The organism is Pseudomonas sp. NUPR-001 (assembly GCF_052147955.1).
Classification (GTDB): Bacteria; Pseudomonadota; Gammaproteobacteria; order Pseudomonadales; family Pseudomonadaceae; genus Aquipseudomonas.
In genome coordinates this window covers 5,182,398-5,202,273 of the sequence record NZ_CP197353.1, presented here as the reverse complement: position 1 = coordinate 5,202,273, position 19,876 = coordinate 5,182,398, and the positions used below count along the sequence as shown (strand labels likewise).

Sequence of the window (19,876 nt, the reverse complement as noted above, 5' to 3'; positions counted from 1 at the left end):
CAGTACACTAAACGCCGCTCTCTGGAGCGGCGTTTTAGTATCTAAAGATCTATATAGGTTGGAAGAAGATGCGGAGCAAGGTGACGGGTGCGCAGCGCTGGGTCGTGAAAATCGGCAGTGCCCTGCTGACAGCAGATGGCAAGGGCCTGGATCGCGCGGCCATGGGTGTCTGGGTCGAGCAGATGGTGGCGTTGCATGAGGCAGGTGTTGAACTGGTACTGGTATCGTCCGGGGCGGTTGCCGCCGGGATGAGCCGCTTGGGTTGGGCCAAGCGACCGGCAGCGATGAACGAGTTGCAGGCTGCCGCCTCGATCGGTCAGATGGTGCTGGTGCAGGCCTGGGAGTCGAGCTTTGCCGAGCATGACCGGCACACCGCGCAGATTCTTCTGACCCACGACGACCTCTCCGACCGCAAGCGTTACCTCAACGCCCGCAGCACCCTGCGCACCCTGGTTGACCTGGGTGTGGTGCCGGTGATCAACGAAAACGACACGGTGGTCACCGACGAAATCCGTTTCGGCGACAACGACACGCTGGCAGCGCTGGTGGCCAACCTGGTCGAAGCCGACCTGTTGGTGATTCTCACCGACCGCGACGGCATGTTCGATGCCGATCCGCGTAACAACCCTGATGCACAACTGATCTACGAAGCCCGTGCTGACGATCCAAGCCTGGATGCGGTGGCCGGTGGCACCGGCGGCGCACTGGGTCGTGGCGGCATGCAGACCAAGCTGCGGGCTGCGCGTCTGGCAGCACGCTCCGGTGCCCACACCATCATCGTTGGCGGGCGCCTGGAGCGCGTGCTGGATCGCCTCAAGGCTGGTGAGCGCCTGGGCACTTTGCTGTCGCCTGAGCGCGGTATGCTCGCGGCTCGCAAGCAATGGCTGGCTGGTCACCTGCAGACCCGCGGCACCCTGGTGCTCGATGATGGCGCGGTGAAAGCGCTGCGTACCGACCACAAGAGCCTGTTGCCGGTTGGCGTCAAGACCGTGCAGGGCAGCTTCCGCCGTGGCGAAATGGTCGTCTGTGTCGGGCCTGATGGCCTTGAAGTTGCCCGCGGTCTGGCCAACTACAGTGCCCTGGAAGCACAGAAAATCATCGGGCAGTCGTCTGAAGCGATCGAAGGCCTGCTGGGCTACATCGCCGAGCCCGAGTTGGTACATCGCGACAACCTGATTCTGGTCTGAGGAAACAACCGTGCTCAAAGGGATAGTGGCAGCCGCGCTGCTGGCAGTGCCGGTACTGGCAGCGGCCGAGGAAATCGGCCAGGTGTCGACCGTGTTCAAGTTTGTCGGGCCGAACGACCGTATCGTCGTTGAAGCCTTCGACGACCCTAAGGTGGAAGGCGTGACCTGCTACCTGTCGCGGGCCAAGACCGGTGGCGTCAAGGGTGGCCTGGGCCTGGCGGAAGACCGCGCTGAAGCCTCGATCGCCTGCCGCCAGGTGGGGCCGATCAACTTCAAGGGGCAGCTCAAGGATGGCGAGGAAGTGTTCAAAGAGCGCACTTCGCTGGTGTTCAAGACCATGCAGGTAGTGCGCTTCCTCGATAAGAAGCGCAACACCCTGGTTTACCTGGTGTACTCGGATCGGCTGATCGAAGGCAGCCCGCAGAATGCGGTGACGGCGATTCCGATTTTGCCCTGGGCCAAGTGATACATCGCGGGGCAAGCCCGCTCCCACTGGTCTGGTGGGAGCGGGCTTGCCCCGCGATCAGCTTCACACCGAAGCTTCTTCCTCTTCTTCTTTACGCACCACCGCCTTCTCCACATCGCGACGGCTGATGTACTTCCAGTCGGCCTCGTCGATGTAGATCCCGTTCGGCCCGCTACCCCCTTCCAGGTCGATGGCAACGTGCGCCGAGACCTGCGGTTTAACACTGGCCAGAATCGGCACGAAGCCCAGCTGCAAGCTGGTTTCCAGCAGTGCTGCCTGGTTGCGTTCGTCGATGTCGGCGGCTTCGTCGAGGTAGTACGGCAGGCGTACACGGCCCGCCAGGTCGCGGTCCATCAGGTGCAGCAACAAGTACATGTTGGTCAGCGCCTTGATGGTCATGGTGGTGCCGTTGGAGGCCGCACCGTCGATGTCGGTGTGGATCACCGGCTGACCACCAACCTTGGTGATCTCGAAGGCCAATTCGAACAAGTCTTTCAGACCCAACTGGTTGTGGTTGGCCGCCACCAGCCGTGCCAGGTACTCCTTGGCCTCTTCGTTCTTGTTGTCCTGTTCGGCGCTGGCGTTGAGGTCGAACACCGACAGGGTTTCACCTTCTTCGTACTGACCAGCACTGTGGATGATCTGGTCGATGTGCTTGAGGGCTTCTTTGTTCGGCGCCAGCACAATGCGGAAGCTCTCCAGGTTGGAGACCTGACGCTTGTTGATTTCGCGGTTGAACAGGGCCAGCTGGTGCTCGAGGCTGTCGTAGTCGCTGCGGATGTTGCGCAGGGTCCGGGCGATGTCGGTAACGGCTGCACGGCGCGCCTTGCCCAGGGTCAGGGCTTCTTCGGTGCGGTGCGAGTAGGCGTTGATCAGCAACTGCAGGCGACGTTCCATATCGTCTTCGCTGTCGAACTTGGCCACGCCCTTGAGGCGTACCTGAGCGTACAGCGCTTCGATCTGGCCATCGACCCGCAGCAGGCCTTGCCAGCTGTCCTGGTAGTCGTTGAGCAGCGGCAGCAGGTTGTCCATGGTGTCGTCGACCGGTTCCATGAACGGCGTACCGAACGGCAGGTCGGCAGGCAACAACTGACGGCGGCGCAAGGCGTCGTCGAGGGTGCGTTGCTTGGCTTCCATGTCGGCAATCTGGCGGCCGACCAGTTGCAGCTTGGCCGACAGTTGCTGGACGCGCTCGGTAAAGGCATCGCTGGAGCGCTTGAGTTCGTCCTGGGCGGCTTCCATCTGCGCCAGTTGTTCAAGCTTGTCGCCTTCTTCGGCGGCCAGGGTCTGGCTGCGGCGGAAGTCTTCCAGCGCCTTCTGGGCATCCAGCACTTGCTGATACAAGGCTTCGGTCTGGGTCTTGCTGGCGGCGCGGTCGGCGGCCACAGCCTGCTGGGTTTTCAGCTGCTTGAGCTCTTTCTCCAGACGTTCCTTCTGGTCGCGCAGGGCGGCACGGTCGGCCAGGGCCTGCAGCGCTGGCGGCTCGATGTGCGACAGGTCAATCGACAGGCCCGGGGCTTCGAAACGCTCGCCTTTGAAACCGTCGAGCACCGCCTCCAGGGATTTGACCCAGACGTCGCTGTCGTCCAGCTCGATGCCGCGCTCGCCCAGCGGCAAGCTGAACAGGGCGCCGTTGAACAGGCGCATCAGGCGCTCGACATCTTGCTGGGAGAACTCTTCGCGCAGGCGTGCGTAGCTGTTGTTGTCGGCGTGGTCGAGTTGCTGTTTCACCGACTTCAGGCGTTTTTCCAGGTCGCGCAGACGCTCTTCGAGGTCTTCGGCACTGAACTGACGCGATTGCGCCAGCGCACCGGCCAGCTCGTCGTGGGCGTCTTTGGCGGCCAGCAGTTGCTGTTCTAGCACTTTGACGTCATCGACCAGGGCAAAGCGGTGCTTGAGTACTGACAGCTCGCCGAGCCAGCGCTGTACGCCGGTGATTTCACGCTCCAGACGCATCAGCTCCTGGGTGCCGCCGCGCTGGTCGTTCTGCAGGCTGTCCTGCTCGTTCTTATAGTGCTCGGCCTGGATCACCAGCTCTTCTTTGCGGGCGCTGGCGTAGTCTTGCCAGGTGCCGAGCAGCGAGTCGAGCAGCGGTGACAGACGATGCAGCTTGCCGCGCAGGATGTCGCGCTGGACCACGCCGTTGGCCAGGGCCTCGACCAGCGGGCCGGCAGCTACCAGCGAGTTGTAGTCCTGCTCCATGCGACGGACATCGCGGAACGCCTCTTCACAGGCAGCGATGTAGTCGACGCTGCCCGAACGCAGGCTGTGCTCGAAGGCATCGAGGAACAGCTGCTTGAGCTTGGCGGCGGTAATTTCGCGCATGTGCAGCAGGTTGATGAATAGCGCGCGGAAGGTCTTCAGGCTTTGCTCGCTGGTGGAGCGCAGCGGGATCAGAGTGAGGTCCAGCGGCACCGTCGTGTGGCCGCCGACCAGCAGACGGCGCAGTTCGTCGGGCTTGAGCTCGTAGGCTTTCAGGCCGTTGCGCTCAAGGTTGCTGAACAGCTCTTTCTGGCGCAGGCAGGTGTCGTTCTTCTGGTAATGCGCCAGGTCCAGTTCACCGGCATAGGCGAAGAACTGGTGACCGAAGCCGCCACCCGGGCCGCGACCGACCACGCCGATCACATGGGGGCCGTGGGGCAGGTTGACTTCGCAGAGGATGTAGCTGGTGTCGCTGGCGAAGTAGAAACGCCGCGACTGCTCCAGGCTGTATTTGCCGAAACTCATGTCGGACATGCGCGCCAGGATCGGGAACTGCAGGGCGTTGATCGAGGCACTCTTGCCCAGGTTGTTGGCACCGTAGACCGACAGCGGGTGTTCCAGGGGGAACAGGCCAAGGCTGTAGCCGGCGGTGTTGAGCAGTGCGAAGCGGCGAATGCCGTAGCGTTCCTGGCTCATGCGTCAATCTCCTGTTGCTCTTCGGCGATGGCGCGGGCCAAGGCGTCTTCTTCGCTTTCTTCAAACGGGCTGAGGTCGAGCGGGTCGTCGGTACGGTTCAGCTCTTCCGGGCTTTCTTCTTCGACCAGCACCGGCGTTGGCAACGGCAAGTTGCTGTGCAGGCTGGCGGCCAGGTCGCGGTCTTGCTGGACCGACAGGCACACGTCGAGGAAGCGGTGCATCGGTGGCAGGAAGCGGTAGATACCGTTTTCTTCGTGGGCAAAGCCGAGCTGGGTCATGCGGCGCATGATCTTTTCTTCCAGCTCGTCCGGGGTTTGCACTTCGGCCTGGATGAACAGGTCGCGGTACTTCTCCAGCATCGACGGCAGCTCATCGCGGCCAAGGCTGCCGCCATCGAGCACCGACATCGGGTCGCGGCCCTGGTCGGCCAGGTGCTCAACCAGAATGAAGGTGAACAACGACAGGCGCTGGGCGGTCTTGTTGACCTGCGCGGCGGCCTGGTCGGGAACGAAGTAATAGAAACCACGGGTGTCGCAGACCAGTTCAAAACCCAGGGCCTTGAACAGGCCACGGTACTGGTCCTGGAAATTCGACAGTTGGGCGTACAGCTCCGGGTCGCGGCGGCTGATGTGAAAGCCCTTGAACAGCTCGCGGAAGATCGGTGCGAGCTGGGACAGTTCGGAAAGATCAAGATGCATGGGCAGGGCTCGCAGTAGGCTCAGGCGATGGTTCGCGGCTCGATGTCAGGGCGAAGGAGCGCAGGCTGACCAGGTGTTCGCGGGTGGTGTATTCGCGGCGTTCAAGGCGCTCGCGGGTAAAGCGTTTTTCCCGCGACAGGCGCGAGAACCAGTACAGCAGTTCATCGGTGGCGCCTTCAGGCTCTTGCTCCAGCAGCCAGACCATCAGGTCGGGCAGTGGCAGGGCGTCTTCGCAGCGTTCGAGCATTTCCTTGACCGTACGCGGTGCGCGCGGCGCCTCGCCTTTGTGGCTCTTGTGCGCTTTGGGGAAGCGCGCAGGTTTCGGTTCGAAGCGGGCCAGGGCGTAGACATAGGCCTCGACCTGGCTGGCGCTGCCGAGGAAAGTGCTCTGCGGCCGGGTGAACATCGGCATGGCAGCCTGCGGCACGGCGTCCAGGCCTTTGCGGCGGATCACCGACAGGGCCAGGGCGGCGCCACGGGTCACGGCGTTGTGGCGGCGGGCTTCTTCGCGCAGCGGCAGCAGCAGTTCGCGGGCATGGCGCAAGGTCAGCTGGGCGCTGGTCTGCATTTCCAGGATGCGCGCGTGGGTGCGCAGCAGCATGTCGTCATCGACCAGGTGGCCCAGGCGCGCCTGTTCACCGAGCAGGCGCAGCAGCACGGTTTCGACCTTGCGCACGCCCTGTTCGAAGGCGCCGTCGGCGTTCACCAGCTGGATCATTGGTTCGACGTATTCATCCCAGGTCGCGAGCACCTCGGCATACCGCTGGCGCAGCGGGATCTGGCGATCGCTGGTCTTGGCCCGTTCGGCCACGGCAACCAGGGCCTGTTCGTCGTTGTCGAGTTTTTTCAGAACGTCGCGAACGCGCATGTCGAGCAGGCGCAGCTGACGCGCCAGGTCGTTGCCGTCACGAATCTCGAAGGCGTCCTGAATGTGCCCGGCCAGACGCTCCAGGTGACGCAGGTAGGCCTCGATCTCCAGGCACAGGCCCAGGCGGTGTTCGCGGCGCAGGTAGGCGAGGAAGTCGTGGATCTGCGCATTGAGCTCGAAGCGGTTGGGGCTTTTCGCCACCGGCACGAGAATATCCAGGCGGATCCACACATCGAGCAGGCTGGTGATGTCCTGGGGCGTGCTCTCCAACTGCTGGTTGGCCAGTTGCTGGCGCAGTTCGCCGAGGCTCAGGGTGCCCCCGTCGAAGCGCTCGCACAGGGGCTCGAGCAAGGCCCAGTGTTCGGCTAGGGCGCGCAGGACGCGCTTGGGTTCGATCATTGGCGGTTCGACTCGTTGCCAAATAAAAGCGCCGATTGTACTGCATCAGGCGCCTGTCGATTCACCCCCTGATCGCTCGAAGCTGCTGTTGGGCGGTTTTCTGCCGATCAACAGCGGCGCCCGGCGGCGAACAACGTTAGAATACTGGCCCTGACTTATCCACAGATGGCCGATCCTTCTTGTTAATCGAGTCCCGCCGCCGCGCTTACCTCAACGCCATGCAAGTGGTGCACTGGCTGCCGCGTACCGAGCTGCCGTTCGCCGCCCCTTCGCGCCCAGAGCTGTTGCAGCCACTGGTGCCTGAGGCGCTGCCCGAGTTCGACGCGCCGTCGGCGGCGCCTGCGCCGGTGTTGGTCAATGCGCCGCAGGCGCGCAGTGGCGAGCGACCGAAGATCGAGATTCCGCGCCCTGGCAATTCGCCCAAGGCTGCCAGCAAGCCAGTGGAGTCGGCTGAACCAGTTGCAGAGGTCTTCAAGCCCAAGCCACTGCCGCCACCGCGCTTTGCCCTGCAATTGTTGCGAGCTGGCAGCTGCCTGCTGTTGGTAGAGCTGGCGACTGGCGAGCCGTTCCAGAGCCGCGATCCCTCCTACCTGTTGCTCAAAGACATGCTACGTGCCGCCGGCTTGCCCGACAGCCCGCAGATCATTGGCGAGCCGGTGCGTTGGCCGTTGCTGGTGCGTGGCAATCTTGACCAGGGGCCACAAGCGGCCACCGATTTTGTCCAGGGCTTTATTCAGGCCCGGCTGGAAGAAACGCCGAGTGTTTGCATTTGGCTGATCGGATTGCCTGCCGTGCGTTACGCCGGTGAGGCAGACGCCGAGGCCTATTACCGCGAGCTGCCGGTTCAAGGCCTGGGCACTGCCTGGGCCTTGCCGGGGCTTGAGTTGTTGATGGACGAGCCGCAACGCAAAGCGGACGTCTGGCAAGCCATGCGCCGGCTGATGGCGCGCTGGAAACCAAGTGATGAGTGACACAATCAGCTTCCGCCGGATGACCGAGGCGGATCTGGATGCCGTACTGAAAATCGAATACGCCGCCTTCAGCCACCCCTGGACCCGGGGGATTTTTCTCGACGGGCTAAAGTCCTATGAAATCTGGTTGATGTTCGAAGGCGAGCAACAGGTGGGGCACGGCGTGATCAACGTGATCATCGACGAAGCGCACCTGCTCAACATTACCGTCAAGCCGGAAAGCCAGGGTCGTGGCCTGGGTTTGCGTCTGCTGGAAGAGCTGATGAAGCGCGCCTACGAGCTGAACGGTCGTGAGTGCTTCCTTGAAGTGCGTGCCAGCAACCAGTCGGCCTACCGCTTGTATGAGCGCTACGGCTTCAACGAAATCGGCCGCCGCCGCGACTACTACCCGGTCGCTGGAGGGCGCGAAGATGCCCTGGTGATGGCCTGTACCCTGATTGAGTGAGAAGAGGCGAGCATGCACGATCTACAAGAGCTGATTGATAACAACGCGCGTTGGGCCGATGCGATCAAACAGAAAGATCCGGATTTCTTCGCCAAGCTCGCTCGGCAGCAAACGCCTGAATTCCTCTGGATTGGTTGTTCCGATGCGCGGGTGCCGGCCAACGAGATCGTCGGCATGCTGCCGGGTGATCTGTTCGTGCACCGCAATGTCGCCAACGTGGTGCTGCACACCGACCTGAACTGCCTGTCGGTGATTCAGTACGCGGTGGATGTGCTCAAGGTCAAACATATCCTGGTCACCGGCCACTACGGCTGTGGCGGCGTGCGTGCGGCCATGCAAGATCGACAGCTGGGTTTGATCGACGGCTGGCTGCGCTCGATTCGCGACCTGTACTACGAGAAACGCAACGAGCTGGCGGCGCTGGAAGGCGAAGCCAAGGTGGACCGCCTGTGTGAGCTCAACGTCATTCAGCAGGTGGCCAACGTCGGCCATACCAGCATTGTGCAGAACGCCTGGCACCGTGGGCAGAGCTTGTCGATCCATGGCTGCATCTATGGCATCAAGGATGGTCGCTGGAAGAGCCTGAACACCACCATCAGTGGCCCTGAGCAGTTGCCGCCGCAGTACCGGCTGCGCCCACAAGACTGATCACTCTGTCTGTGGGAGCGGGCTTGCCCCGCGATGCAATGTAACTGACACACTGCTATCGCGGGGCAAGCCCGCTCCTACAGAAGAGTCAGGTGTTCTTCAGGTCGCGCAGCATGCGCGTCACTGCACCGGTGTTGCACTTGGCACCAGCCTGTACCGGTGTCATGTCGCGAATGCTGCGAAAGAACAGCTCGCAGGTCTGCTTCTTCGCCGTCACCTGCCATTTCTGTGTGCAGGCCCCCAAGGTGGCCTGGGCATCCGCCAGCGGATTTCGCCCCATGCCCGCCTGCCAGCAGGCTGCACTCAAATCCTGGCCCATCATTTTCAAGCCCGCTTTGTCGGCCTGGTCTTGATCACCATCGTGGTTTTTCTTGTCTGCGGCATACCAGATCGCACTGGGGTGGTTGGCGCCCAATACGGCCACGCGTTGTCCGGTTTGCGGCTGGATGCTGACCAGCCCCAGCACACCCAGTTCAGGCCCATATTGTTGCTCGATCCAGCTACGCACCGGCGCACCAAACGCGACCATCGGCAGCGAGGCGCCACTGCCCGTATGGGTGAGTTCCCGGACCATGCGCACCTGGTAGTCCGTGAAGTAGCCATACACCCCTTCAAGCGCTTTACCGGCGCTGGCGGGGGCGGCGATTGGGGCGATGTCGATGATGGTCTGGTAAGCCGGCGTCTGCTCGCTGGGGATGCCGTTGTGGGTCAGCAGCGTGGCCCAGCGGTCGGTGGTGTTGGAGCGCAGGTAGTCCTGGGCCTGGGTCAATGAGTAGTCCGGCGGAAAGTGCAGCAGTTCAATGCTGCGGCGGTTTTCCAGGGCCATGCCCAGCGGCAGGAACAGGCTCCAGTTATAGGCCCACTTACCTTCGCTGTTCAGTTGACGGGCACCCTGATAGGCCAGTTCACCTGTGTCGAGCAAGGCTGCCAGTGGCTTGCTGTAATCACTGGGCACGCCTTGGATCTCTGCGTACAGGTGATGATTGTCGCGGCTGACGCGAACGTTAGCGGCGGGGTAGCCATCACGTTGCACGCTTTGGCTCAGGTAATGCTCAACAGTTTTTTCCAGCGTCCAGTCACGGAAGCAGATCACGTTGCAGTTGTTGGGGTAGGCGAACAGCCGCGCCACGCGTGCCTCGTCACCCAGATTGATTTGGCTATCGGCCAAGGCGGTAGCGCTGCCGAGCAGAGCGCTCAGTCCGAGTGCCAGTCGTGCGGTGGTGTACATGCTTAACTCCTTGTCATGACCTCCTCGCGACGGGAGGGTTGCCATACATAAGACGTTTTCCGCGTACAGGGAAGGAGAGAATGCTGATGGCCGTGTGGCGCAAGGCGGGTATTCACGCGGGTGTTCTGTTGGCGCTGTTCAGCAGTGTCCAGGCGCAGGGCGATGAACGAGATCTGTACATGTTCGCCCACTGGGCTGGCGACCATGAAACACGCGGGTTCCGGGAGATGCTGGTGGACGCGCGCCTGTACGGGGTGGTGCCGATTTCGCAGTTGCTGCGCTCGGCCAGTGACTGGCGCTTGTGCTCGGCACAACCCTTTGCCGTGGCGCCCGCTGCGCAGTGGCCAGCCGTACGCTCGACCCTGCAATTGCTCAAGACGCTGACCGAGAAAGGCATATTGCCGCGCTACGAAGTGGTATCGGCGTACCGCGACCCACGGCTGAATCGCTGCGCCGGTGGCGCGCTGGGCAGTGCCCATACCCAGTCATTTGCAGTTGATCTGCTGCTGCCGTCCTGGGCCGATCCCAACCCGCTGTGCACGTTCTGGCAAACCCAGGGTAAGGCCTGGAACATGGGCCTGGGGCGATACCCGTCAGGGCGCATTCATATCGATACGGCAGGTTTTCGCACCTGGGGCGGGGATTTCACTGCTGGTTCTTCGTTTTGTGCCTTGCCGGGGAACGGTTTGACTCACAGCAAATGAGCCAGGCAGGCGCTGGCTTGTTCGCTGACCCACCGGGTAAAGCGCAGGCAGTTGTCATCGCCAGCCATCGCCTGCGGGCACAGCAGGTAATACGCCGATTGATCCTGTAGGAAACTGCGCGGCGCCTGCAACTGACCGCTGTCGATTTCGTCCTGCACCATCAGAAACGACGCCATGGCCACGCCCAGCCCGGCGACGGCCGCCTGGATGCACAGGTAAAAATGTTCGTAATCGGCGCGACTGCTGCCCTTGTCTGACTCGCCACTGTGGCGCAACCAGGTGTTCCAGGCGCCGGGGCGCGATGCGCTGTGCAGCAGGCGCAGGCCGTCCAGACCTTGGTCGGGGTAGCTCAGTTGCGGGCTGCTCACCGGCCCGACCCATTCGTCACAGATCTTTACCGCATGCAGGTCAGCGTCCCAGCGAAAGTCATCGCGGCGCAAGGCCAGGTCGACGCCGCTGCGGGAAAAGTCGATGGGGCCACCGGCGGCGACCAGGTGCAGGTGGATGTCGGGATGTGCGGCATGGAAGGCCGGTAGGCGAGGGATCAGCCATTTCATTGCGATGGTTGGCTCGCACGACAGCACCAGCACGTTCTCGCGGGCCTGTTGTTGCAGGCGATAGACCGCGCCTTGCAACTGCTCGAACACCGACAGGGTGGTGCCGTGCAGGGCGCGGCCCGCCGGGGTGAGGAAGATCGCCCGGTTGCGCCGCTCGAACAATTCCACGCCCAACGACTCTTCCAGCAGCCGCACCTGGCGGCTCACTGCGCCGTGGGTGACGTTGAGCAGCTCGGCGGCGCGCACGAAGCTTTGGGTCTGGGCGGCGACGTCGAAATAGCGAAAGGCAGAGAGGGCTGGGAGCTTCATATGTGTGAGGAAAACTAGCGGATTTGTCGCACTATAAATCGTTTTTTTTGCTGGGCGAAGGTTTTGATAATAGGGGTATGTGCTGAGGGGTCGCGGGGCAAGCCCGTTCCTACGGGGTGTTGTTGAATCAATGTTCTGTGTGTTTTTTTAGCAGATCGAGGAGCTTTTTGTGAACGAGCTATTTGCCATTGCGCTGTTCACCGTGCTGGCGGTGATCAGCCCGGGTGCCGACTTTGCCATGGTCACCCGCAGCAGCTATGCCTTTGGCCGTCGTGCCGGGTTGTCCGCTGCGTTGGGGATCGCCTTGGGTGTGCAGGTGCATGTGTTGTACACCGTGCTCGGTATTGCCGTGATTATCAGCCAGACCCCGACATTGTTTCTGGCGATGAAGGTGCTGGGGGCGGGCTACCTGATTTACCTGGGGTACAAGTCGTTCACAAACACCACGCGGATTTCTCTGGAAGGCGATACGCCGCGCAGTCAGCTCGGTGAACTGGCAGCGTTTCGCTCGGGCTTTCTGACCAACGCACTCAATCCCAAGACCATGCTCTTTGTGGTCAGTGCCTACACTCAGGTAGTACAGCCGGGGAGTGCGTTGGCGACCAGTCTTGGCTACGGTCTGTTCATGTCGGCGGCCCATTGGCTGTGGTTCAGCCTGGTCGCGCTGTTCTTTTCTTCGTCATCTTTACGCCGGATCATGCTGGACAGGCAGTTGCTGGTCGATCGGCTAATTGGTGTCGCTTTAATGGGGCTAGGGCTGGCGGTGGTAGTGGCCAACGTGCGTTGATATGAACAAGTCTCCTTCTGCTCGCGTGCTGCAAGAAGCTGCCGAATGGCTGGTGCGTCTGGACGGCAACGTCGATGCGGCCGAGCGTAATGCCTTTCGCGACTGGCTCGATGCCGATCCTGAGCATTTGCAGGCTATCGAGCGGTTGCAAGGCAGCCTGGCGGCGCTGGGTGACTTGCCGCGTGAGTCCGCACGGCTGGCGCTGGAGAGCATTGCCCGGCGACGAACGCGTCGTCAGCCGCTCAAGGCGTTGGCGTTGGCTGCCCTGTTGTTGCTGGCGGTGGGGGTCGCCTTGCAGCAGTTTCCGCCGTCGTACCTGTTGGCCGATATTCGCACCAATACCGCTCAGTGGAGCATGCAGCAACTGCCCGATGGCAGCCGTATCAGCCTTGATGGCAGTTCGGCGGTTGATCTGCAGTTCGATGGTCGGCGCCGTACGGTCCGCCTGGTGCGCGGGGAAATTCGGGTGGATGTGGTCAAGGATGAAGCACGGCCTTTTCAAGTGTTGACCGAGCACGGCAGTGTGCGTGCACTGTCTGCCCGCTTTGTGGTCGAGCAACTACCTGACTTCAGTCGGGTGGCGATGATCGAGTCGGCTGCCGAGGTCGACAGTGCCGATAAACGTGTGGCCGTTCAGGCCGGGCAGGAACTGCGCTTTGACAGCGCTGGGCCAGGAGCACTGCAGCGCATCGATGCGGCGGCGATCGATGAGGCGTGGGAGCTGCATCAGTTGCGGGTGCGTGACCAATCCCTGGACGTGGTGCTTGAGCGGCTGGCGCGCAATCACCCGGGTTACCTGGTGTTCGATGCCAAGGCGCTGCAGCTGATGCGGGTAACGGCTGTACTGCCTGCCGATGACAGTCAGCGGGCGTTACGCTTGCTGGCGCGTAGTTTGCCGATCAGGATCGAGCAATATACGCCTTGGGTGACCCGTGTTTCTGTTGAGCAGCCTTGACGGGTGGCTTTTCGCGGGGCAAGCCCGCTCCCACTTGCCCCGCGATCTTCAAAACTGTTTCTCCAGCTTCAAACTGACGCTGTTCCTATCGTAGGAATACAACCAGTCGATATTGCTCTCGACCTTGTTGTACTTGACCGTCAGGCTCGGCACCAGGTCATACACGGCCAGCCGCGGCGCGCGCAGAATGAAGGTGTAGCTTTGCTCGTCTTCATTGCGCCGGTCATCGAGGATGGCGCTGTAGGCGTCGTACTGGCGCGTGCGGTACGAGGCGAACAGCACCGCACTCAAGCCCACCTCGAAGTCCTTGGCGACGCCCAGGCGCAGGCCCTTCTGAAAGTAGGCGGCGGTGCGGTCCTGGGCGTTGCGGTCGCTGAAATCGATGCCGCCGAACAGCGTCCATTGCCGGGGCAGGGCCTGCCACAAGGTGGCGTACACCGAGCTGGTATCGCCATCGAGGTTGCTGTTGATGTCGTGCTTGTAGGCCATGTCTTTGTAGTCGCCTTCAAGCTTGAACATGCGCGTGGCCGACAGCGTGTGCATCCACTCGCCGCGCAGCCCCCAGGCGCTGTACATGGCATTGTCACCAATGGTGTTGAACTCGTATGAGGGCCCCAGCGAGTACTGGTTACGCGCGTCGTGGTAGCTGTAGCCGACGTTGTTGATCAGCGTGCCTTCGTTGTACTTGCTCTCTTTGTCGTAGGCCTGGCCGTACCACAGCGAACGCATGAACACACCGTGATGGCCGCTGATGGCCACGCGTTTGTTCAGCGTGCCTTCGTAATCCACGCCGTGGGCCGACACCGCCTTGGGCAGCGAGCGGGTGATCAGGTAGGGGCCCTGATCAGTCTCCATGCGGTACACCACGGTGCTTTCAGAGGACTGGTTGAGGTTGTCGGCCCAGATTGGGCCGACGGCCAGCGAGCCTTGCCAGTCTTCGCGGTGGTCCAGGGCCTGGAGAAAACTGTCCACGGTTTTGCCCAGGCCCATGGCCTGCGCATCCGAGGGGCTGAGGCTGCTGCTGATCTGTTTGAATGCGGTGGTCGATTCGCGATCTTTGCGGTTCTCGAACAGCACCCGCGCCAGTTCCAGGCGACCGGGGAGAAAGTCCGCTTGCATCGCCAGCAGTTGGCGATAGTAGTCCTCGGCCTGGTCGAGATCACCTGAAGCGCGGGCCAGGGCACCGTTGGCGTAGGCGGTGAGCATCGGGTCGTGGCCGGGCAAGGCGGTGTAGCGCTGGAGGTAGTCCTTGGCGTGCAGCCATTGCTGGCGCTCGATGGACAAGTACACCGCGCGGCCCAGTTCATCGAGGTTGTTGCCAACGCTGTAGCTTTGGCCGTCGATGGTCAGCAGTGGCGCGGCGGTGTCGTTGGGCAGTTCGTCTTTGAGAAACTCGCGCTCTTGCTGGTTGGCGCGGTACTCGATGGATTGGTTCAGGCGCAGGCTGGTGTCCTGATCGGCGGCGAGTGCGGCCTGGGTCGTGAACATCAGCAGGGAAAAGGGCAGAAGGTGGTGCGTGAGTGATCGCTTGCAATAGAACTGGGGCATTACCAGGCTCTCAGAGTCGCTTCAATGCACCAAAAGCAAGTGCCCGACCTGCAGGCACTTGCTCGATGGTGCTACTTCAGGATCAACCCGCTACTTACTTGCGAACGCCACCGAAAGCGGTGTCGTAGTTGCGGTTGGCAAACTTGGCGATACCGGCCACCGAGGCGGTGGCGCCTGCGCCGAAGAAGCTGCCTTGGGTGGTGCCGCTTGACAGAATGGCATTGCTGGTTGGGTTGAGGGCCGAGGCGTTACCACTGAAGCTGGCGTTAGCCGTGTTGATGTTGGCGTTGAGCGCAACTTTCAGGGTGCTGTTGCTCAACGAGCCGGTCAGTGTTGGCGCGGCAGTGCCGAACGATGCAGTCAGCTCACCGGACATCAGGTTACCGCCGGAGTAGTTGTTGATGCCCTGCACGGCGTAGGTCACGCTGGCGGTTGGCAGTACGCGGCCGGTGGTGTCACCAGAGTAATAAACGGTGCGAGTTGGATCGTTGTTGGCGCCGCTCTGCGACCACTCACCGTAGTACACCTGCTGGCTGGCAACCTGTTTGAAGTCGAAGTTGCCCAATGCCGAGTGGGAGGGAGGCATCATGGCTGCGGTGATGGTGGTGACACCATGAGTGTCGGTGGGGACCATGCCTTTCAGGCCGCTGAAGGCAACTTTTGCACCGTTGTGGAAGGCTTTGACGCCAACCGCCGGAACACCGTTGGCACTTGGGTGATTGGGTATGCCTGCGTCTTGGGTGCCGCCAACGACAATTGCAGTATCGTAACTTTGCCCGGAAGAAGTCGCAGCCTGAGCAACGCCAGCCAGACCAAAGAGTGCAACTGCCAGTACGGTGTAGTTGAAAGATTTCATTTGTTCATCCCTGAATTCAACACATAAGTGCAACGCTCGCCCCTGCATAAACTTCGTACGGCGTCTTCCAGCCCAGGCGTTTTCGCGGGCGTAAATTGATCTTCGTTACCACGCGACTGACCGCCTCGACGGTCAGCTTGCTGAAGTCGCCGCCCTTGGGAAAATACTGCCGGAGCAGGCCGTTGGTATTTTCATTAGTGCCTCGCTGCCAGGATGAATAGGGTTCTGCAAAAAAGACTTGGCACTGGCTCCGATGCGCAATGCGTTCATGCCCGGCAAACTCCTTCCCGTTATCCAGCGTCAGCGTGTGAACAGCATGCCCCTTGAGCAACAGATTGATCGCCCGCGTTACCTGCCGGCGCGTCCTGCGCTTGACCGGATAGGCGCTCAGGTAGCCGCTTTTACGATCAACCAGCGTGACCAGATTGCCGCCTACGCCATGCACCGTGTCACCCTCCCAATCACCTAGACGCTCGCGGGCTTCGACCTCAGCAGGGCGCTCGGTTATCGATACGCGATTACGCAACTGTCCGCGCCGGTCGTGGCTTCCGTAGCGTTTTCGGTACAGCTTCCTGCGGTGCCGCAAATACTTGTATAACTCGCCACCTGCGTGTTTGTCGGTGGCGATAAACCGATAAATCCACTCGTGACTGACCGCGCGCTCCGGCTGCTCTTGCTTCAGGCGCTGAGCAATCTGCTCCGGGCTCATACCGTGTTTTAGCCAGAGCGGCAGATAATGGCTGAACCACGTTAATGGCTTGCAGTGCTTGCGCGCCTGCGCTCGACGGGCATCACTTTCATGGGTCGCAGCAACCGCTTTGTAGGTCTTCTGGGAGCTGTTGCGGCGAACCTCACGACTGATCGTCGAGGGATGTACGCCAACCTGTTTCGCGATGCTTGCCTGGCTTTTTCCGGCGCTCAGACCGGCCTCAATCTGGTAACGTTGGCCCTGAGTCAGCTGCCGGTAATGCGTAGTCATCTGCGCTTGAATCCTTCGGTGTGAGAGCCTGGATTCTACCGGTGGCTGACTCTCTGCCTATCGTTTCAAACGTTGCACTTATTCTATGAATTCAGGATCCATTGATTAATTAAAGTTAATTCAACACGTCAAGCATTTGCCAAGCAGCTTTTCAGCCTCCCATGTAGTACCCCTCCCCGAAATTTAGAAAGTAGTGGTAAAGCCGATTTTCAACGTTCGACCTGGTGCGGGCATGGCCGAGCGCGTCAGTGGGTCGATGTAATAAAGGTTGGTCAAGTTGGTGCCGGTCAACTCTATGGAAGCGTCGTCGCTCAACTTGTAATTTATGTAGGCGTCATAAGTAATGATGTCGTCCCACGACATCGGCGTGTTCAGGTAGTAACTGACCATGGCGCTGCTGCCATAGTTGTTATAGAACTTGCTTTCGTGTTGTTTGTAATAAATGGCCCGCCCGCCAACTTCAAGTTTTCGCTCGAAGAATCGTGCCCCAACCCCCAAGTTGGCTGACCATTCAGGCATGGCCATACTCACAAGATAACCACCGACAAAGCCGTCATCCACGCAATTGGGTGTAGAGCCGCTCGGGTCAAGCATGATCGCAGAATGTTCATCACAGACTTTATTCTTCAGGACATGGCCGATGCTCATGTCAGTGAATACGCGTCCATTGTCATATCGGCCCTGAAACTCCAGGCCAGCGGTGGTCTGCTTTTCGAGGTTTTCGAAACGCATCATCGGGTCGCGCTCGATTACATCCTTGGTGGTGTTGTGGTAGTACGTCAGCTTGATGTCGGCAATTTCACTGCCGCCGAGGCCGGACAAGTTGTGGACGTAGGCGACCTCATAGTTGCGCGCATGCTCCGGTTTCAACCCCCACGGGTTGGTGGAAGAAGAGAACCCGACGGTGCTTTCAAACATGCTCGGGTAACGCAGTGCTTCGCTGTAGCGAAGGTACAATCGGCCATTTTCGGAGGTGTAGAAGGTGGCAGCGAGCGAAGGCGTCCAACCGTGATCTTTCTGGTGTTTAGCGCTTACATCTTTCTCGTAGAAAATGGGGTTGCCGTTTGCATCTACATCACCGTAGTTGTATCCATGGTTGCTGCATGAAATAAGCTTTTCACGCGGGTCCTGAAAATTTGCGCAAGGGTTGTTGTTGCGAGAGTACTTACCTTTGCCATTGTTTTCCCAGGCGGCTAGATGCTGGGTTTCTTCAATGAAAGAGGTTTCTGATTTGATTAAATTGATTGCCTCTTGCCGCTGTGCTTCGGTGAGGCCGAACATGTCCCAGAAGAATTGGTTGTCTTCAATCGTCTTGTCAATTTTTGCTTGCCGCTCAGCGCTCGTAAGTTCCTTTCTTGTGGTGTAAGCAACCTGCGTTCCGGTTGCCACGGTAGCGGTTGTTTTTCCGTCCTTCTCCTGGCGCTCCTTCAAGTAATCATCAAAGGCCCAGTACGAGGAATAACGCATCCCGGCATTGAATCGGGCAAAGCTCACCGGGTGCCAATCGAAGTTGAAGTTGTATTCCTGTTCTTCCCTGCGTCCTTTGCGTGGATACATACGCAAAGTGGTGTTGATGGCCGTGTCGTAGTAGTCGTCGCTGGAGCCCAGCTTTTCATGCTGGTAGCTGCCACCCAGGGTCAAGTCGAGGCTGTCGAGCAGTTTTAACTTGTTGCTGACGGTCAGGCCGACACGGTCGTGCTTGGCGTTGGCTATCGCGGTGTTTCTGAACACCGGGTCGGTCATGGTGGTGTGGTTTGGCACGCCGCCGCTGCTGTAGGTATCGCTGCGGGTGTTGGTTGCCCAGAGGTTGGAGTAGAAATCCACCCACGGGTTACCCTCAGGCTTGAGTTTGTATTCCAGGTTGTAGGCTTTGCTTTCCACATGGCTCAGCGGCCACTGCGGCACGCCATGGGTCGCGGCGTCGAACAGGGTGCCGGGCGAGAAGAAGGAGATCCGCGACGGCAGGATTTCACCGTACAGCGCATCGGTGTCGCGGTAGCCGAATTCCAGCGACTGGTCTTCATCGATCTTGAGTTTGGCTTTGCCCAGCCACGACTCCATCTTGCTGGAGGTGTTGGGTACTTCATTGCCCGGTTTGTAGATGTTCGCCAGGTTGGGAATGTGGTCCCAATGGCCGTTCACCTTCTTGCCGGTTGAATAGAAGTCGCTTTTGTTCTTGCCCGCGTAGTGGTTGCCTTTTTCCCGGTAGGCGTAGGCGGTCAACAGCTCGAACTTTTCCTGGCGGGTGGCCAGGGCCAGGCGATAGGCATAGTCGTCACTGGACAGTAGATCGTTGCTGCTACTGGTGCGCGGTTGTTTGTACAGCGAAGGGTCGAAGTAGGAGTAGATCGGAACGTGCTGATAGTCTGGGCCTGGCATTTGCCCGGTCATCAACGTCGGCAGCTTTGGCGAAACCGAGTTGTTACTGCCCTCGATCTTGAATTCACCACCGTACTCAAGGCCTTCCTTGAGCACGTCATCGACGTTGATGGTGCTGGCCACCACCGCGCCGCCGACGCCGCTGTAGACGTTACGCTCCATGTTAGGCCCCTTGATCACCTTGATGCTGCCGATCAGGTTGGGGTCGATATAGTTGCGGTTGTTGGCGCCGTTGTAGCCCCGGTACACGGTCAGTGCCTGCTCGGTGCCGTCGATGGTCAAGGGTACCCGGCCCGGGCCCTGAATGCCGCGGATGTTCGGGTCCAGCGCGCCGCTGTTACGGGCGTCGCCGCTGTAGACGTTGAGCATGCCCTTGAATAGGTCGGCGGGGGCGGCGCCTTTGTAGCGTTCGATCTGCTCCTTGCCGGCGTACACCGAGGAGATGTCCTGATCGTAGATGTCGTTGTAGCCCTTTACGTCGCGCGACTCCTGGTATTCGGCGCCGTGTACGTAGGTGGGGTGCAGGTCGCCTTCTTCAAGGCCTGAGGCACCTGCACCGGACTGCACCTGAATGACCGGGCGATCGGGTTGGCCGGTGACGTTGAAAGTGACGGCTTTGTTCGCCAGCAATTGCTGTAGCGCCGCTTCCAGAGAAAGGCGACCCTGAACCGGATTGCCATACGCGCCGGCGAAGTTGCTGCTGCCGATGTACAGTTCGGCACCGGCTTGACGGGCCAGCAGCACCAGCGCTTCATCCAGCGCCAGCGAGGGGATGTTGAATGCGTGGAGTGCGCCCTGGGACGATGCGTGCGTTGCACTCATGTTCGGGTTGGCGTGAACGGCGCCAAGTGTGGCGGCATCAGCGATCACTGCTAAAACGGCTAACTGCACGCCCAGGCTCAGGCGGGTGCGCTTTGAAAGCTTGCGCTTGTTGTTATTCCCTTGCGTTTGCAAAACCGGCCTCACTAAAAGCAAATAAGATTTATTTACGTGT

The 19,876-nt window shown here is 60.5% G+C and carries 17 protein-coding genes; 8 read left to right on the top strand and 9 right to left on the bottom strand.

What is annotated here, in order from left to right:
• Positions 1-68: 68 nt before the first annotated feature.
• The gene (gene proB / locus ACP6KB_RS23970; protein ID WP_442109837.1) at positions 69-1,187 is read left to right on the top strand and encodes a glutamate 5-kinase; all 1,119 of its coding nucleotides are present in this window, start codon (positions 69-71) and stop codon (positions 1,185-1,187) included.
• A 10-nt stretch (positions 1,188-1,197) separates the two neighbouring features.
• Positions 1,198-1,653: a CreA family protein gene (locus ACP6KB_RS23965; RefSeq protein ID WP_442109835.1), complete on the top strand. Its 456-nt coding sequence runs from the start codon at positions 1,198-1,200 to the stop codon at positions 1,651-1,653.
• Between the two features lie 63 nt (positions 1,654-1,716).
• Here ACP6KB_RS23965 and mksF read toward each other — a convergent pair whose 3' ends face one another.
• The 3 genes from mksF to mksB are packed head-to-tail and all read right to left on the bottom strand — an operon-like array spanning position 1,717 to position 6,516.
• Positions 1,717-4,551: an Mks condensin complex protein MksF gene (gene mksF, locus ACP6KB_RS23960; RefSeq protein WP_442109833.1), complete on the bottom strand. Its 2,835-nt coding sequence runs from the start codon at positions 4,549-4,551 to the stop codon at positions 1,717-1,719.
• The gene (mksE, locus tag ACP6KB_RS23955) at positions 4,548-5,249 is read right to left on the bottom strand and encodes an Mks condensin complex protein MksE (protein WP_442109831.1); all 702 of its coding nucleotides are present in this window, start codon (positions 5,247-5,249) and stop codon (positions 4,548-4,550) included. The genes mksF and mksE overlap by 4 nt, the downstream gene beginning before the upstream one ends.
• Entirely contained in the window at positions 5,239-6,516 is a 1,278-nt protein-coding gene (gene mksB / locus ACP6KB_RS23950; RefSeq protein ID WP_442109829.1) for an Mks condensin complex protein MksB, read from the bottom strand. Before mksB ends, mksE begins: the two co-directional genes overlap by 11 nt.
• Positions 6,517-6,695: 179 nt before the next feature.
• Between mksB and ACP6KB_RS23945 the strand changes: the two genes are divergently transcribed.
• Genes ACP6KB_RS23945 through can form a run of 3 tightly spaced genes read left to right on the top strand, consistent with a single transcriptional unit; the run spans position 6,696 to position 8,580 of the window.
• Positions 6,696-7,487 (top strand): energy transducer TonB, encoded by a 792-nt coding sequence (locus ACP6KB_RS23945; protein ID WP_442109827.1) that lies wholly within the window; start codon positions 6,696-6,698, stop codon positions 7,485-7,487.
• Positions 7,480-7,932, top strand: coding sequence for a ribosomal protein S18-alanine N-acetyltransferase (gene rimI, locus ACP6KB_RS23940; protein ID WP_133215307.1), 453 nt, complete (start codon positions 7,480-7,482; stop codon positions 7,930-7,932). The genes ACP6KB_RS23945 and rimI overlap by 8 nt, the downstream gene beginning before the upstream one ends.
• 12 nt (positions 7,933-7,944) lie before the next feature.
• On the top strand, positions 7,945-8,580 hold the full coding sequence (gene can / locus ACP6KB_RS23935) for a carbonate dehydratase (protein ID WP_442109825.1): 636 nt from the start codon (positions 7,945-7,947) through the stop codon (positions 8,578-8,580).
• Between the two features lie 88 nt (positions 8,581-8,668).
• Here can and ACP6KB_RS23930 read toward each other — a convergent pair whose 3' ends face one another.
• The gene (locus ACP6KB_RS23930; protein ID WP_442109823.1) at positions 8,669-9,808 is read right to left on the bottom strand and encodes a hypothetical protein; all 1,140 of its coding nucleotides are present in this window, start codon (positions 9,806-9,808) and stop codon (positions 8,669-8,671) included.
• An 86-nt stretch (positions 9,809-9,894) separates the two neighbouring features.
• Between ACP6KB_RS23930 and ACP6KB_RS23925 the strand changes: the two genes are divergently transcribed.
• Complete coding sequence (locus tag ACP6KB_RS23925; RefSeq protein WP_442109821.1) at positions 9,895-10,512, top strand: D-Ala-D-Ala carboxypeptidase family metallohydrolase; 618 nt, start codon at positions 9,895-9,897, stop codon at positions 10,510-10,512.
• Here the strand turns inward: ACP6KB_RS23925 and ACP6KB_RS23920 are convergent.
• Positions 10,500-11,378, bottom strand: coding sequence for a LysR substrate-binding domain-containing protein (locus ACP6KB_RS23920; RefSeq protein WP_442109819.1), 879 nt, complete (start codon positions 11,376-11,378; stop codon positions 10,500-10,502). The two genes, ACP6KB_RS23925 and ACP6KB_RS23920, sit on opposite strands and share 13 nt — an antisense overlap.
• Before the next feature lie 169 nt (positions 11,379-11,547).
• Here ACP6KB_RS23920 and ACP6KB_RS23915 point away from each other — a divergent pair, with 169 nt between their 5' ends.
• On the top strand, positions 11,548-12,165 hold the full coding sequence (locus ACP6KB_RS23915) for a LysE family translocator (protein WP_442109817.1): 618 nt from the start codon (positions 11,548-11,550) through the stop codon (positions 12,163-12,165).
• Position 12,166: 1 nt separating this feature from the next.
• On the top strand, positions 12,167-13,120 hold the full coding sequence (locus tag ACP6KB_RS23910) for a FecR family protein (protein WP_442109815.1): 954 nt from the start codon (positions 12,167-12,169) through the stop codon (positions 13,118-13,120).
• 48 nt (positions 13,121-13,168) lie between these two features.
• Here ACP6KB_RS23910 and ACP6KB_RS23905 read toward each other — a convergent pair whose 3' ends face one another.
• The 4 genes from ACP6KB_RS23905 to ACP6KB_RS23890 all read right to left on the bottom strand — a co-directional run bounded on the left by ACP6KB_RS23905 (position 13,169) and on the right by ACP6KB_RS23890 (position 19,773).
• Positions 13,169-14,668 carry a surface lipoprotein assembly modifier gene (locus tag ACP6KB_RS23905; RefSeq protein WP_442109813.1) on the bottom strand — a complete coding sequence of 500 codons (1,500 nt, stop codon included), beginning with the start codon at positions 14,666-14,668 and terminating at the stop codon, positions 13,169-13,171.
• Between the two features lie 94 nt (positions 14,669-14,762).
• Entirely contained in the window at positions 14,763-15,524 is a 762-nt protein-coding gene (locus ACP6KB_RS23900) for a Slam-dependent surface lipoprotein (RefSeq protein WP_442109811.1), read from the bottom strand.
• Between the two features lie 16 nt (positions 15,525-15,540).
• On the bottom strand, positions 15,541-16,503 hold the full coding sequence (locus ACP6KB_RS23895) for an IS30-like element ISPsme1 family transposase (RefSeq protein WP_442107591.1): 963 nt from the start codon (positions 16,501-16,503) through the stop codon (positions 15,541-15,543).
• 183 nt (positions 16,504-16,686) lie between these two features.
• A complete protein-coding gene (locus ACP6KB_RS23890; protein WP_442109809.1) occupies positions 16,687-19,773 on the bottom strand; it encodes a TonB-dependent receptor domain-containing protein in 3,087 nt (1,028 codons plus the stop codon).
• Between the last annotated feature and the right edge of the window lie 103 nt (positions 19,774-19,876).

Coding starts and splice junctions, on each gene's coding strand:
- proB (WP_442109837.1), top strand. CDS start 69: ATGCGGAGCAAGGTGACGGGTGCGCAGCGCTGGGTCGTGAAAATCGGC.
- mksF (WP_442109833.1), bottom strand. CDS start 4,551: ATGAGCCAGGAACGCTACGGCATTCGCCGCTTCGCACTGCTCAACACC.
- mksE (WP_442109831.1), bottom strand. CDS start 5,249: ATGCATCTTGATCTTTCCGAACTGTCCCAGCTCGCACCGATCTTCCGC.
- mksB (WP_442109829.1), bottom strand. CDS start 6,516: ATGATCGAACCCAAGCGCGTCCTGCGCGCCCTAGCCGAACACTGGGCC.
- rimI (WP_133215307.1), top strand. CDS start 7,480: ATGAGTGACACAATCAGCTTCCGCCGGATGACCGAGGCGGATCTGGAT.
- can (WP_442109825.1), top strand. CDS start 7,945: ATGCACGATCTACAAGAGCTGATTGATAACAACGCGCGTTGGGCCGAT.
- ACP6KB_RS23930 (WP_442109823.1), bottom strand. CDS start 9,808: ATGTACACCACCGCACGACTGGCACTCGGACTGAGCGCTCTGCTCGGC.
- ACP6KB_RS23925 (WP_442109821.1), top strand. CDS start 9,895: ATGGCCGTGTGGCGCAAGGCGGGTATTCACGCGGGTGTTCTGTTGGCG.
- ACP6KB_RS23920 (WP_442109819.1), bottom strand. CDS start 11,378: ATGAAGCTCCCAGCCCTCTCTGCCTTTCGCTATTTCGACGTCGCCGCC.
- ACP6KB_RS23910 (WP_442109815.1), top strand. CDS start 12,167: ATGAACAAGTCTCCTTCTGCTCGCGTGCTGCAAGAAGCTGCCGAATGG.
- ACP6KB_RS23905 (WP_442109813.1), bottom strand. CDS start 14,668: ATGCCCCAGTTCTATTGCAAGCGATCACTCACGCACCACCTTCTGCCC.
- ACP6KB_RS23900 (WP_442109811.1), bottom strand. CDS start 15,524: ATGAAATCTTTCAACTACACCGTACTGGCAGTTGCACTCTTTGGTCTG.
- ACP6KB_RS23895 (WP_442107591.1), bottom strand. CDS start 16,503: ATGACTACGCATTACCGGCAGCTGACTCAGGGCCAACGTTACCAGATT.